This window comes from Novosphingobium chloroacetimidivorans (genome assembly GCF_014204535.1).
Taxonomy (GTDB): domain Bacteria; phylum Pseudomonadota; class Alphaproteobacteria; order Sphingomonadales; family Sphingomonadaceae; genus Novosphingobium; species Novosphingobium chloroacetimidivorans.
This window is the reverse complement of the sequence record NZ_JACHLR010000005.1, coordinates 156,515-169,876: the sequence shown is the minus strand read 5'-3', so window position 1 is coordinate 169,876 and position 13,362 is coordinate 156,515. Positions and strand designations below refer to the sequence as shown.

The window sequence follows — 13,362 nt, the reverse complement described above, 5'->3', positions numbered from 1 at the left end:
TTCACTCGGCATGGATGGCGCCGCTGCTCGCCTCCCGCTCCGGAATCAACCGGCTTCAGTCCCGGCAGCGACGGCAGCGCCCTCGCCAGAAGCGCGCGTGGCCTCGACCGGATTGTCGATATCGAGCGCGCGCAGGATCGAGACGCCGTCGGCAAAGCTGGCCGCGCAGTATGTCTGCACGCCGAGCCGCGCCATCTCGGCAAGGTGCGCCGCCTTCGCGCCGGTGCCGCACTCGCCGGAGACGTCGCGGATGAAGACGGCGCCGATCCTCTGCGGGAATTCGCTCACCACTTGCGCGTAGATCTCGACATCCTGCTGGCCGTTGTCGCCCATCAGCAGGAAGCGATGCTCGGGGTAGAACCGCAGGATGGTGCGGACGGCGTCGAGCTTGTGGCCCTTGTGCCCGGCATCGATGAACTTGCCCGCGTCGATGCCAAGGTCCTTCAGGAACATGGGACCGTGCGGGATACGGTTCAGTTCCATGAACTGGGTGAGGAAGCCGTAGAGGTTCCAGGGGCTGGACGAAACGTAGAAGAACGGTCGCGTCGGCGCGGCATGGTCGCGCGCAATCAGCCGGTACAGATCGGCCGCACCCGGCACCGCGAGCCGCTCGGCCGGCTGTTCCAGGATGATGCGGCGCCAGTTGGCGGCGAAATCGGTCGCGCCCGTCTCCATGACGGTATCGTCGATGTCGGAGATGATGCCCCAGTGGTCGTCGGTTCCGGGGGCCAGGACGGGAACGTTGAGCGGGAGGTGCGGCTCGAGCCCGGGGGGCGATAGCGTCACATGCTCCCACAAGGCGCGCGGTGGCAAGGGGCGATCGATCGCGAGATCGAAGGCGAAGTAGCCTTCCTCGTCGCTGACGCAGGTCGCGCTGACGCCATCGGCTTCGCAACGCACCGTGATCCCGCCGACCTCGCGGCTGTTGTAGATCGTCCACATGGCGCGCAACTTGTCGAGCACGCCCTCGGCGGAGCTAAGCGGCGCCTGGTGCTCGATGACCCTCCCGGACACGCGAAGTGCCGTGGCATTGCGGTAGCCGACATAGGGCAGCACCTGCACCGACCCCGGCTTCACGGGATCCGTCAGCAGGGCCTTGAGCTGGTCGACATCCTGCTCCAGCCCGCTAGCAAGCGAGCGGAGCCAGCGTCCGAAGGTATCGGCAGTATCCATCTGCCAGGAATTCCGACGCTGCCCGATCGTTCCGGAACATCGCTCGGAACCGGGCGCGGCCCGCCCATCCGCTCATCCGTTCGCGTCAGCGGTGTGTGGAGACAACGCCGCTGCGCAACGGAAGCTCAGGCTGTGCAACCAGCCTCAGTTCGGGCGCTGTCCACCGCGCCCCCCGCCAAAGCCACGCCCGCCGCCATAGCCACGGCCGCCGGTCGTGCCTTGCCCGCGACCGCCCCAGCCGGACGGTGCTCCGACGCTCGAACCCCGACCGCGCCACTGTCCGGCCGAAGGGGCTGGACGGTCCGGACGTGTCACGCCGGGCTGGCCGCGGAAGCTTCCGCGCTCACCCTGCGGCCGCGCGAAGCCAGGCTGATGATCGCCGCGCCATGAGCCGCGTTGACCATCGCCTCGCTGACCATCGCCGCGCCACCCCCTATACTGCCGATCGCCGCGCCCGCGGTCAGGTTGGCCTGGACGATTGTAGCCGCGCCCGTCGCCCCAACGCTGTCCGCGCCCACGCTGGCCCTCCCAATAGCGGCGCTGGCCGTCGTTCCAACGGGAGCGCCGACCGCTGCGGTCGATCACGTAGACACCATAGCCCGGGTAGTAGAAGTCGTTGTACCATCCGCCGTAGCCACCATAACCGCCGTAGCCGGGATAGCCTCCGCCATAGGCATAGGAGGGGCCGTAGCCGTCGTAGTAGTCGGAGGCGTAGCCGACGCCGCCGTAACCATAATCACCCATGCAGCCGGCAAGCGAGACGCTGAGGCCCAGCGCGGCGCCGACTGCAATCAGGCGCCTTTTCAGGGAAGCCATCGTGTGAGTCCTTGTGTTTGCGTGGGGCCCAACGGCGCGACGCTCAGACCAACAACGTGGGACAGGGGCTTACGGTTTCAACGCTGCGCTGCGTGTTTCTCCGCAGGCAATAAGTAAATGACCTTAGTTGGCTAGCAAGGATGACAGCAGTTCGGAGATACGCGCGCGCATGTCGTCGTCACGGGTGACCTCCAGCATCGCGGTCAGGCTGCTGCGCGCCGCGGCGACGTCCGCGTCGGCGAGCTCGAGCCGCGCCCGCTCCCACCAGGCATGGGGGTAGCCGGGCGCCATGACGGTCATCCGCTGATACAGGGTGAGCGCACGCCGGCCCTGGCCGCTTGCCTCGGCGCGGGTCGCCTTGTTCATCAGCAGGCGCACCAGCACGGCGCGATTCGACATCGTGGAGACGTGCGTCACGGCAGTCTCGCGACCCTGGTTCATGTCGCGCACAAAGGCGACGAGCTGATCGCGGTCGACGACACGCCCGCCGTTGAACGGGTCGATGATCACCGGGTCGGGATCGTCGCCGACGAGCACCAGAACGTGGCCCGGCAGGTCGAGCACGTTGGCCATCCACCCGAGTTGCCGCGCCGCCGCGACGTAGAGGATGGACAGGCTCACGGGCAGTCCACGGCGGCGCCCGATAACCTGCAACAGATCGGCGTTGGCCGGATCGTCATAGGTATCGGTGTCGCCGGTGAAGCCGAATTCACGGCCCAGAACCTGGGCCAGCAACGCCGCCTGCCGGCGCGCGTCGGTGACTTCGCCGCTCAGGTCGTCGAGCCGTTCGGCGATGTCTGCCAGGACGTGGAGGCAGGGATCTTCTTCGCTGTCGGGATGGTCGAGAAGCGCCAATGTAAGGGCCGCATCGTCGAGATCGATGTCCTCGTCCTCGACGAGGCCGAGTTGGATTAGGTCGTCATGCATGGATGCAAGATGGGGGCCGCAGCGGGATCTGCAACTCGGCCCCCCGGGCGTGGCGCTGGGCGCTCAGCGCTGCTTCCTGGTGATCGTCGCGGTGAAGTCCGGTTCCTTCTTCGCGACCCAGTCGACGAACTTGCGCACGTTGGGGTTCGCCAGCAGTCCCTCCACATCCATGCCGTGGCGCTGCATCTCGGAGTTCGTGAAGTTGGCGATCAGCGTCTGCTGGCAGATCGGATGCATCGGCACGGTATCGCGCCCGCCGCGACTCTTCGGAACGGGATGGTGCAGGACGATCGACTTGCCCAGCGGCCGGCCACAGAGCCAGCAAGGCACTGCGGGAGCCGGCGCGTCGTCTTCGTCCTGCGCGTCTTCGGGATAGGGACCATGCTTGGGGTGTTTGCGGGCCATGCTTCTGCCTGGATCGGGTTGCTGTGCCGCCCCTAGCACCGACCTCGCTCGCGACCCACCCCCGCAGGTCGCTCAGTCTTCAGGTTTCGGGATGGGCGCCTGGCTTCCTAGCGATCCGGCGGACTTCCTCGTCGATCGCCTGCCCGTAGGCGCCATCGGCGATCTTCTGAGGTGAGGGCATGGAGTTGTCCTGTGCTGCTTGCGATGGGAACGTGCAGCGGCGCGGTTTCGATGGCGGGAGAGCGAGCGGCGCGCCGGTCCGTTCGAACGGCTGGGCGTGCCTCAGGACCCGTTGCCCAGCAGGAACACCACATAGCCGCGCATGTTCGGATCCTGGGCGAGGTGTGCTGGCGGGTTCCAGCTTCCATCTTCGACGAGGCCGATGCGGTACGGCATGCCCAGCTTCGCCAGGCCGCGCAGGTAGGCTTCGTAGCCCGGGATTGTGCGACGGCCCTGGTACGTCTGCACCACGATCTCGTCGACGATCCCGCCAAGCTGCCGCAGGGCGCGCGGATCGCCCCCGGCGCTCCAGTCCATGAGGCCGGTGATCGACAGCTGGATTCCGGGCGGCAGGCGACGGCGTAGATCGGCCAGGAACCGCGCGTAGCCGGCTAGCCCGCGTGTCGCCGCGTCGAAGTCGATCTGCAGCCCGGCAACGCGGTTGCCCGCCGCGCGCCAGAGCGCCAGGGCATGCTGCACGTCGCGGTGGATCGCTTCGCTCCAGTCGAGCCGCTCCACGCGCACGACCAGCCACAGGGCCGGACCGGGCACCCTGGGCGTCGCGCGCAAGGGCTCGAACCGGCTGCCCGCTTGATGGCGCACCTCTCCGGCGAGGAGATAGACCTCGCGCGCCTGCTTCAGCCACGGTGGCGCGGGCACGCCCGGCCAGAGGAAGAACGCCTGGTAGGCGCGCGGGTCGACGGTCTGCGAAGCCTTCCGCGTCTCGCAGCCGGCGACCAGCAGGCTCGCCGCCGAACCGCACAGAAGCGCGCGGCGGCTTACCAGTAGTACTTGAGGTCGATCGCCCATCGGCTCGTCGGGTGGTCGCGCTTGAGCTGCTGGAACCAGGCCTTGCGCTGCGCCACCGGCACGTCTTCGCCGCCGCACGCATTGTTGCCGCTGGGGCTATAGCACATGACGGACCGGTACAGCGCATAGGCCGCATCGGCCGGCACCGCGGATCGGTCGGCCAGCACCGACGCATAAAGCGCAGCGCGCGGCGCGGCCTTGCCGGGGAACAGGTCGGGCGAGCCGCCGAGCTGGTCGGCCGATGGCCGCGTGGCTGCGAGGTACTCGTCGAAGCCGTTGAGCCGCCAGAATTCGGCAAGGCAGAGCCGCGCGTGCACGTCGCGCGGGTTGGTGGCGAGCGTGGCGGCGGTGCTCGCCAGGGTGGGGCAGGGGTACTCCTCCTGCCACTTGCCCTGGCGGAACAGGCCGAGCGGTGCCTGGTACTGAGGATCGCTGCCCATCCATCCGCTCGACCAGCCTTCGCCGACGTAGCCTGCGGAAGGCGCGGTCGCCGGTACTTGCGCAAGGTCGGTGCCGAACTCGCGATAGCGGCCACGCGACAGATCCTTGGCAAGCAAGGCGAACAGCGCGACATCGCGCTCCGTCCGGGCGACAGCGCTCGCGCCCGCCTGTCGCCGCAGCAGCGCCGGCGGGGCGACCCGGGCGAGGAGGATGGTGCGGATCTCCGGCTCCGTGACCCGGCTGCCGGGTGCGAAGACCTGGTCGAGCGCGCCGCCACGCTCCTGGTGCATCGCGAGAGCAAGCTGTGCGGCCGGCTGCTGGTAGAGGTCGCGCGCACCTTGCGTCAGCCGCGTGAGGAAGCGTGCCGTCGTGCCGTCGGCCAGTGCGTCCAGCGCCAGGCCGCGCAGCAACTGCCGGCTGAAGGCAAGCGCGGTATAGCCGTTGGCCGGCGCATCGGGGATCAGTTGCAGGACGCGGCGGTTATCCTTGTCGACGTGATACGCAAAGCTCGCCTGCAGGAACCCGTAGAGATCCGGCTGGCGCGCGAACGCGGGAGCCTGTGCGGTCAGTTCAGCCTGCGTCAGTCTTGCTGGCGCTTCGCTTTCCGGGAACGCGGGATCGGGCTGGCGCATGCGCAGCAAGTCCCAGGTCGCCATGAGCAGGGGCGCTTCGGCCTGGTTCTCCATGCCGATGCCGAACAGAAGCTTGCTCTCGACCTCTTCCAGCATGGCGGGTGAGCGGGCCGGATCGGCAAGCAGCAGCGAATAGCTGCGCGCCAGGGCCGGACGCTCGCCCAGCAGCCAGGTGGCGCGACGCGTAAGTCCATCCGCGGAGGCGGCGTAGCGGCCGCGCGGATATGCGGACAGGTAGTCCTGCGACGCCGCCCGTGCCCGCTCGGCCGCCGCCTTGTCGACCTTGTCGACGCCGGCGAAACCACCCCATTCATCAATGGCGCCGGCCTGCGCCGCGGCCAGTTCGTTGCGTGCGATCATGTAGCGCGCCGTTTCGGCAAGCCATGGGTCGTTCGCCTTGGCAAGATCGGCGTAGCGCGTGCGGGCCGTGGCGAAGTCGTCGGCGTAGAACGCCCAGGCGCCTTGCAGGTAGGTCAGCCAGCCACGCGCCGCCTCGCTTTCCACCGTCGGCCAGGTCGCGGGCGTCCTGTTGCCGTCGCAGGCCGGCTTGACCAGGTCGCGCGCGCCGGCGAGCGCCTCGCGTTCAGCGGAAGACAGGCCCTTGCCGCGCGCCAGTGCCTCGCGGAACGCCTGCGAACCGCTGGCGAGGGTCTGGCAGCGCGAGCCGGCGTAGCTGGGTTCGTCGGTGTCGACCGCGGCAGTGGATTGCGGCTTGGGCCAGTAGGCCGATTGCAGCACATCCCAGCTGACGAAGACGTGGCCGAAATCGGCGTTGTCCCAGTCCCGCTCGGGATAGCTTTGGCCGCCTCGCGCTGCCCCCTTGTCACGCAGCAGGAGGGCCAGGTTCACGCGCGTGTCGTTGCGCGGGCTGATCAAGGCGGTGCCGGCGCACTCGTAGTAGGAGATCGCCAGCGACCAGCGCGGCGTGCAGCCATAGTCCCCGCTGGCGCCGGCCGTACCGGGCCAGGCTGCCGCTGCGGCCAGCGCTGCCGTTCCTGCCAAGAGCCACCGCTTCGTCATCGACCACTCCCCATAATGGCACTGATTAGCGCGCCGTCCCGCCCCGTGCCAAGCGCGCGATGACGATGCCGAAATTCATCTCGGCCACCGGGGCGACAGGGCGGCGCGGAGCCGCTAGGGCGCGCGAAGCGCGAGCGGAACCCCCATGGCGACCGACGCGTTGACGCGACTTGTGCAAGGGAACGGCAATGGAATACGTGAAACTCGGCACGACGGGCCTCGACGTGTCGCGCTTGTGCCTGGGCTGCATGACGTACGGCGACCCGCAGCGCGGCCGCCACGAATGGACGCTGGACGAAGCGAGCAGCAGGCCTTTGCTGCGCCAGGCCGTGGAAGCCGGCATCAACTTCTTCGACACCGCCAACGTCTACTCGGACGGCAGTTCGGAGGAGATCGTCGGCCGCGCCCTGAAGGAGTTCACCCGCCGCGACGAGGTCGTGATCGCCACCAAGGTGCACGGACGGATGCGGCCGGGGCCGAACGGCGCGGGGCTGAGCCGCAAGGCAATCATGCAGGAGATCGACGCCAGCCTCACCCGGCTCGGCACCGACTATGTCGACCTCTACCAGATCCACCGCTTCGACTACGATACGCCGATAGAGGAGACGCTGGAAGCGCTCCACGATGTCGTCAAGGCAGGCAAGGCGCGCTACATCGGTGCGTCCTCCATGTACGCCTGGCAATTCGCGACGATGCTGCACATCGCCGATGCGAACGGATGGACGCGCTTCGCCACCATGCAGAACTACCTGAACCTGCTCTACCGCGAGGAGGAGCGCGAGATGCTGCCGCTCTGCGAGGCGGAAGGGATCGGCGTCATCCCGTGGAGCCCTCTGGCGCGCGGGCGTCTCACCCGCGACTGGGACGAGGCGACCGAACGCTCGCGCACCGACGTGTTCGGCAAGACGCTTTACCAGCAGACCGCAGAGGCCGATCGCAAGGTCGTCGAGGCCGTGGCCACCGTCGCCGCACAGCGGGGAGTGCCGCGCGCGCAGATTGCGCTGGCCTGGGTGCTGTCCAAGGATGTCGTGTCCGCCCCGATCGTCGGCGCGTCCAAGCCCGGCCACATCGAAGATGCGGTGTCGGCCCTTGCGATCGCGCTGAGCGATGCCGAGATCGACCAGCTCGAAGCCGCCTATGTACCGCACGCCGTGGTCGGTTTTTCATAATCGCCAACCAGTCGGCCCCCCTCGGCTGCGGGGCCACTCGCTTCTGTTAGGATCACGATGAAGCCGCAATACGCACCGCCGGGCATGCACCCGCGCGAGTTCATCGCGTTCATCGCCGCGCTGATGGCGGTAAACGCGCTGGGCGTGGACCTGATGCTCCCCGCGCTTGCCGACATCGGCCGGGAGCTTTCCGTCACGGCGGCGAACCATCGTCAGTGGGTGGTGACGGTCTACGTGGTAGGCTTCGGCGCGGGGCAGCTCGTCTATGGCCCGCTTGCCGATCGCTTCGGTCGCCGTCCGGTGCTGATCGCCACCTTGCTGGGGTTCGTCGGGGCGAGTATTTTTGCCGCCAGTTCTGCCACGTTCCCGGCGCTGCTCGGCGCACGGCTGCTACAAGGATTGATGTCGGCGTCGACCCGCGTGCTCTCCGTCGCGATCGTGCGCGATGGCACGTCCGGGCGACAGATGGCGCGCACGATGTCGGTGGCGCAGATGATCTTCTTCCTGGTGCCGATCCTGGCGCCATCGCTGGGCCAGGTGCTGCTGCAGTTCGGCCCCTGGCGCTTCATCTTCTATGCGCTCGGCGCCTTCGCGGCCTTCGTGCTTGCCTGGACGCTGTTGCGCGTGCCCGAGACGCTGCCGGTCGAGCGGCGCGTGCCGATCTCGATCGCGAACCTGCGGCGCAGCTACGCGCTGACGCTGACTAATCGCTATTCGATCGGTTACGCCCTGGCGGCATCGCTGACGTTCGGCGGGATCATCGCCTTCGTCTCGTCCGCGCAGCAGATCTTCGTCGACGAGTTCGGCGCGGGCGAGCGCTTCACCATCCTCTTCGCGATCTGCGCCGGGGCCATGGGCTTCGCCTCGTTCGCCAACAGCCGACTGGTCGAGCGACTGGGCACCCGGATGATCTCGCAATCGGCAGTGCTGGGCCTGATCGCGCTGTCGCTGTTGCACCTCATCGTGATCTTCGCCGGGGCCGAGACGCTGGTCAGCTACATAATCCTGCAGGCGCTCAGCATGACCTGCATCGGCTTGTGCGGGGCGAACTTCGGCTCGATGGCGATGGACCCCGTCGGGCACATCGCCGGCACCGCTTCATCGGTGCAGGGGTTCATCACCAGCATCGGCGCAGTGCTCGTAGGGTCGGCGATCGGCCAGTCCTACGCCGGCACGACGCTGCCGCTGGCGATCGGCTACCTTTGCATCGGCGTGGGCGTACTCGCGATCGTGCTCGTCATCGAGGGCGGGCAGCTGTTCAAGGCACGGATGGTACCGAACTGAGTCTGCTCCTCTCAACGTGTTCAAGTCGCTCCTCCTCCCTGGAGGGAGGAGGTCGGGAGGTGGGTGTACCGCCGCCAGCGTGGACGCGCCGCCTTACGGCATCGCTCCCCCACCCCTCCCCGCCGGGGAGGGGAGAGCAGGATAAGATCCCTCCCCGCCGAGGAGGGGAGAGGAAATCATCAAGCCCTCGTTAGTTCAGCCTGCCTCCCCGCGCGATTGCTGGCGCAGTTCGGCCGAGGCGATCGCCGTCAGGTTGACGATCCCGCGCGCGGTCACGCTTTGGCTCAGCACGTGAAGCGGTTGCTCCAGGCCCAGGAGCATGGGCCCGACGATCTGCGCGCCGGCCGCGGCTTGCAGCGCGGTGAGGGCGATGTTGGCCGCGTCCAGACCCGGCATCACCAGCAGGTTGGCCGACCCTCTCAGCGGTGAGGAGGGCACGAGCTTGGTGCGCAGCGCTTCGGACAGCGCCGCATCGGCATGCATCTCGCCATCGACGATGAGGCTCGGCGCCGCGGCTTGCAGCAGCTTGAGGGCGTCGCGCATCTTGCGCGCGCTGGGCGAACGCGAGGACCCGAAGTTCGAGTGCGAGACCAGCGCGGCCTGAGGCTCTATCCCGAACCTGCGGATCGCCTCGGCCGAAAGCATCGTCATGCGCGCGACTTCCTCGGCGGAAGGATCGGGCACCATGTGCGTGTCGGTCAGGAACAGCGCGCCCTCGCTGAGGATCAGCGCGGTCATCGCATGCACGCGCTTGACCTCGGGCCGGCGCGCGATCAGCGGCAGGATCAGCTTGACCTGGCCCCACCACTCCGAGTTGCCGCCGACCAGCGCGGCATCGACGTGGCCGGCGCTGAGCAGCATGGCTGCCGCCACCGACGGGCGGCGGAACAGGAGGCGGCGCGATTCCTCCAGCGCCATGCCGAGGCGCGCGACCTTGGCCTGATAGGCGGGGACCAGCGTCGGGAGGACGCCATCGACCTCCTCGGGGTCGACCAGTTCGACATCCTGATCGAGCCGCCAGCGCAGGCCCAGCGCCTCGATCCGCCGCTCGACGATGCGGCGCCGGGCGATGATGACCGGGCGGCCCAGGCGCTCGTCTAGCACCGTCTGGATCGCGCGAAGCACGCGCTCGTCCTCGCCCTCGGCATAGGCGATGCGCCGCTCGGTCCCGCGCGCGGCGGCGAAGACCGGCAGCATGAGGCTGCCCGAGCGCCACGACTGGCGCTCCAGCGTGCGCGCGTAGGCGGCGATATCGGCGATCGGCCGCTTGGCCACGCCGGTCCGCGCGGCGGCCTCGGCCACGGCGGGCGCGATCTGCAGGATGAGGCGCGGATCGAATGGCGTGGGGATGATGTAGTCGGGCCCGAAGCTCAGCGACTGGCCGGCATAGGCCTCGGCAACCGACTCGTCGGGGGGTATGCGGGCGAGCGCCGCGATGGCCTGGGCCGCGGCCAGCTTCATCTCCTCGTTGATCTCGGCGGCACCTGCGTCCAGCGCTCCCCGGAAGATGTAAGGGAAGCACAGGACGTTGTTGACCTGGTTGGGATAGTCGGAGCGTCCGGTGGCGATGATCGCGTCGGGCCGGGTCGCCTTGGCCAGTTCGGGCAGGATCTCCGGCTCGGGATTGGCGAGCGCGAAGATCACCGGCCGCTCGGCCATGGAGGCCAGCCATTCGGGCTTGAGCACGCGCGGGGCGGAGAGGCCCAGGAACAGGTCGGCGCCGCCCAGCACGTCGGGCAGGGTGCGCGCGTCGGTCACACGGGCGTAGCGGGCCATGTTGGGCAGCATCCCTTCGCGCCCGGCATGGATCACGCCGTCCTTGTCGGTCAGGGTCACGTTCTCGATCGGCAGGCCCATCGAGACGAGCAGGTCGACGCAGGCCAGCGCCGCCGCACCCGCTCCGGAGGTGACGAGCCGCGCCTCGTTCAGCGACTTGCCCTGGAGCAGCAGGGCGTTTGTCACGCCTGCGGCGACGACGATGGCGGTGCCGTGCTGGTCATCGTGGAAGACCGGGATGTTCATCCGCTCGCGCAGGCGCTGCTCGATGGCGAAGCACTCGGGCGCCTTGATGTCTTCCAGGTTGATGCCACCGAACGTGGGCTCGAGCAGCGCGACGGCCTCGACGAACTTGTCGGGGTCGGTCGTATCGACCTCGATGTCGAAGACGTCGACGCCGGCGAACTTCTTGAACAGGACGGCCTTGCCTTCCATCACCGGCTTGCCCGCGAGCGCGCCGATGTTCCCCAGTCCCAGCACGGCGGTGCCGTTGGAGATCACCGCGACGAGATTGCCGCGCGCGGTATAGTCGAGCGCGGCATCGGGGTCCGCGGCGATCGCCTCGCAGGCGGCGGCGACGCCCGGCGAATAGGCCAGCGCCAGGTCGCGCTGTGTCGCCATGCGCTTCGTCGGCTCGACCGAAAGCTTACCCGGCGTCGGATAGCGATGGTAGTCGAGCGCCTCGCGGCGGAAGTCATCCTGCATGCGTCGAGCGTCTCCGATCCTTGGCTGAGCGCCCCCTTTAGGGGCCTTGCGCCGACAACGCCACCCGCAGGGCGCATGGTCGGAGACCGCCGCCATTTCGATCTGGATGCGCACCGGATCGGCTCTCGCGAGTTCATGCACAGTCAAGACGCCGACGCACGTTCGACAAGACGCGGAGCTTGCGTCGGTTTTCGTCTGAGTTGGGAAGGAGCAAGGTGTTGATGAGCAGGACATTCTTCAAAAGCACGTTGATCGCATGCACCGCGCTGCTGGCGGCATGCGACGGACCGCATGAGCAAGCGGGCGAGAAGGCGGACGCGGCCGCGGGCGCACAGCAGGGGCCTTTCGATTCCGGACCCAGCGAAAGCATCGGCGAAGCGCAGGATCGCGTCGAGGAGGATCAGGCACGCGCGGTCGACGCTCGCGCCGACGCTGCCGAAGCGAAGGCGGACCAGGCCCGGGAAACCGCCGAGCAGAAGGCCGACGCGCTCGAGAAGCAGGCCGACGCGATCCGTGACGCAGGGAAACAGTCCGCCGAAACCCTCGACAAGCAGGCCGAGGCGATCCGCGGCAAGAAGTAGGCGGGGAGGGCGCACCGGAACGCGATCGTCTCCGGTGTGCTTTGTCCGTGTGCTTCGTCCATGCAGGACTTCGCGTGCGAGCCCCTCGGGCGGCACGCAGCATAACCACAACAAAGAGTTAACCTGCAAGTGCGATGATGCGGGATGGATCGGCGTCGCGTCAGCATTGCTTCTCGGCCAAAGCGAGCACCGTTGCGCGTGTGGCCGACAATCGGCCTGGCGCCTGCCGTATACCGCGACCTGGTCGCGCCGCTGTTCACCATGCGCATGCCGATCGTGGGATTCGGCATGCTGTTCGCCATCGTCAGCGGCCTGATCTTCCTGCGCTGGCGCGATCCGATCATCTTTGCCTTGGGTGCGAGCGCGGCAATCGTCACCGTGGTCCGGCTGATCGTCATCTCTCGCTTCTACCAGGCGGGTGGCAGCAACCAGCCCATGGCCGGTCTCGTTCGCTGGGAAACGGTCTATACGGCCCTGACGTTCGTCTTCGCCGCCTTGCTGGCGGGACTGAACGTGCGCGTGCTGATGGTGCACGACCCGCTGATGCTGACCGGAACCATCAGCCTCGTGTATACCTTCGGAGCCGGCGTCGTATCGCGGACGGCCTGTCGCCCGCGTCTGTGTACGGGAAGCTTGCTGATCGCCGTACTGCCCACGGCGCTCGCCATGCTGTGGCATGCCGCCGAGCCCGACGAGCAGGCGCTGCACGGCGAGTTCTTCCTCATGCTCGCCTTTCTGCTCCTCGCGGTCCTGGGCATGAGCCTGGACTCCGTGCGGCACCTTTATGCCGCCACGCTGGAGCAGCTGGTCACCAGGCACGACCTCGCCAAGCTCGCCCGCGTCGATGCGCTGACCGGCCTGCCGAACCGGCTGATGCTGCGCGAGGCCTACCAGACGCGACTGGAGGCGGCACAGCGCACCGGCTCGCAGCTGGCGATCCACTACCTCGACCTGGACGGATTCAAGGCGGTGAACGACCAGTCCGGTCATCCCGCGGGCGATCGCATGTTGCGCGAAGTCGCATTGCGATTGCAGGGGACGATCCGGTCCGACGATGTCGCCTTCCGTCTCGGCGGCGACGAGTTCCTGCTGATGCAAGCGGCAGTCGCCCATCGCGATGAGGCGGAGCTGCTCGCCCGGCGAGTCATCAAGCACCTGAGCGAGCCCTACGTCATCGATGGTCAGGACATGCGCATATCGGTGAGCGTCGGAATCGCGTTGGCCGCTTCGTTCGAGTGTGATCTCGACGACCTTGTCGCCAGCGCGGACGCCGCGCTCTACCGTTCCAAGGCGCGCGGCAAGGCACAGCTTCACTTCGCGAACGGCGACGCAGGCCCGACCGCCGCAGGAGCGGGCTCGGGCGGCCTCGACCTCAGGGAAGCGGCGGCACCCATCGTCTGAGCT

The 13,362-nt window shown here is 68.1% G+C and carries 11 protein-coding genes; 4 read left to right on the top strand and 7 right to left on the bottom strand.

The genetic code is table 11. The annotated features are described in order from the left end of the window. Positions 1 to 45 precede the first annotated feature (45 nt). The 6 genes from HNO88_RS08030 to HNO88_RS08005 form a co-directional block, all read right to left on the bottom strand. Positions 46 to 1,173, bottom strand: a complete 1,128-nt coding sequence (locus HNO88_RS08030; RefSeq protein ID WP_184243874.1) for an App1 family protein phosphatidate phosphatase — start codon at positions 1,171 to 1,173, stop codon at positions 46 to 48. 144 nt (positions 1,174 to 1,317) lie between these two features. Beyond that, the gene (locus tag HNO88_RS08025; RefSeq protein WP_184243872.1) at positions 1,318 to 1,989 is read right to left on the bottom strand and encodes a peptidase; all 672 of its coding nucleotides are present in this window, start codon (positions 1,987 to 1,989) and stop codon (positions 1,318 to 1,320) included. Between the two features lie 123 nt (positions 1,990 to 2,112). Continuing rightward, positions 2,113 to 2,844 carry a transglutaminase family protein gene (locus HNO88_RS08020; protein ID WP_246381344.1) on the bottom strand — a complete coding sequence of 244 codons (732 nt, stop codon included), beginning with the start codon at positions 2,842 to 2,844 and terminating at the stop codon, positions 2,113 to 2,115. A gap of 135 nt (positions 2,845 to 2,979) precedes the next feature. Beyond that, positions 2,980 to 3,321 carry an HNH endonuclease signature motif containing protein gene (locus tag HNO88_RS08015; protein WP_184243868.1) on the bottom strand — a complete coding sequence of 114 codons (342 nt, stop codon included), beginning with the start codon at positions 3,319 to 3,321 and terminating at the stop codon, positions 2,980 to 2,982. Between the two features lie 282 nt (positions 3,322 to 3,603). Next, the gene (locus HNO88_RS08010) at positions 3,604 to 4,350 is read right to left on the bottom strand and encodes a DUF3142 domain-containing protein (protein WP_184243866.1); all 747 of its coding nucleotides are present in this window, start codon (positions 4,348 to 4,350) and stop codon (positions 3,604 to 3,606) included. Next, entirely contained in the window at positions 4,320 to 6,443 is a 2,124-nt protein-coding gene (locus HNO88_RS08005) for a PA5441 family protein (protein WP_184243865.1), read from the bottom strand. Before HNO88_RS08005 ends, HNO88_RS08010 begins: the two co-directional genes overlap by 31 nt. A gap of 188 nt (positions 6,444 to 6,631) precedes the next feature. Between HNO88_RS08005 and HNO88_RS08000 the strand changes: the two genes are divergently transcribed. Both HNO88_RS08000 and HNO88_RS07995 read left to right on the top strand, forming a co-directional pair. Beyond that, a complete protein-coding gene (locus tag HNO88_RS08000) occupies positions 6,632 to 7,612 on the top strand; it encodes an aldo/keto reductase (protein ID WP_184243863.1) in 981 nt (326 codons plus the stop codon). Between the two features lie 84 nt (positions 7,613 to 7,696). Beyond that, complete coding sequence (locus tag HNO88_RS07995; RefSeq protein WP_184244054.1) at positions 7,697 to 8,896, top strand: multidrug effflux MFS transporter; 1,200 nt, start codon at positions 7,697 to 7,699, stop codon at positions 8,894 to 8,896. 195 nt (positions 8,897 to 9,091) lie between these two features. On the opposite strand, the gene HNO88_RS07990 is transcribed toward HNO88_RS07995, so the two are convergent. After that, entirely contained in the window at positions 9,092 to 11,377 is a 2,286-nt protein-coding gene (locus tag HNO88_RS07990; protein WP_184243861.1) for an NADP-dependent malic enzyme, read from the bottom strand. A 179-nt stretch (positions 11,378 to 11,556) separates the two neighbouring features. Here HNO88_RS07990 and HNO88_RS07985 point away from each other — a divergent pair, with 179 nt between their 5' ends. Both HNO88_RS07985 and HNO88_RS22840 read left to right on the top strand, forming a co-directional pair. After that, complete coding sequence (locus tag HNO88_RS07985; RefSeq protein WP_184243859.1) at positions 11,557 to 11,958, top strand: hypothetical protein; 402 nt, start codon at positions 11,557 to 11,559, stop codon at positions 11,956 to 11,958. 198 nt (positions 11,959 to 12,156) lie between these two features. Continuing rightward, complete coding sequence (locus HNO88_RS22840) at positions 12,157 to 13,359, top strand: diguanylate cyclase domain-containing protein (RefSeq protein WP_312857018.1); 1,203 nt, start codon at positions 12,157 to 12,159, stop codon at positions 13,357 to 13,359. Positions 13,360 to 13,362: the final 3 nt, after the last annotated feature.

Coding starts and splice junctions, on each gene's coding strand:
- HNO88_RS08025 (WP_184243872.1), bottom strand. CDS start 1,989: ATGGCTTCCCTGAAAAGGCGCCTGATTGCAGTCGGCGCCGCGCTGGGC.
- HNO88_RS08030 (WP_184243874.1), bottom strand. CDS start 1,173: ATGGATACTGCCGATACCTTCGGACGCTGGCTCCGCTCGCTTGCTAGC.
- HNO88_RS07990 (WP_184243861.1), bottom strand. CDS start 11,377: ATGCAGGATGACTTCCGCCGCGAGGCGCTCGACTACCATCGCTATCCG.
- HNO88_RS07995 (WP_184244054.1), top strand. CDS start 7,697: ATGCACCCGCGCGAGTTCATCGCGTTCATCGCCGCGCTGATGGCGGTA.
- HNO88_RS08010 (WP_184243866.1), bottom strand. CDS start 4,350: ATGGGCGATCGACCTCAAGTACTACTGGTAAGCCGCCGCGCGCTTCTG.
- HNO88_RS08005 (WP_184243865.1), bottom strand. CDS start 6,443: ATGACGAAGCGGTGGCTCTTGGCAGGAACGGCAGCGCTGGCCGCAGCG.
- HNO88_RS08015 (WP_184243868.1), bottom strand. CDS start 3,321: ATGGCCCGCAAACACCCCAAGCATGGTCCCTATCCCGAAGACGCGCAG.
- HNO88_RS08000 (WP_184243863.1), top strand. CDS start 6,632: ATGGAATACGTGAAACTCGGCACGACGGGCCTCGACGTGTCGCGCTTG.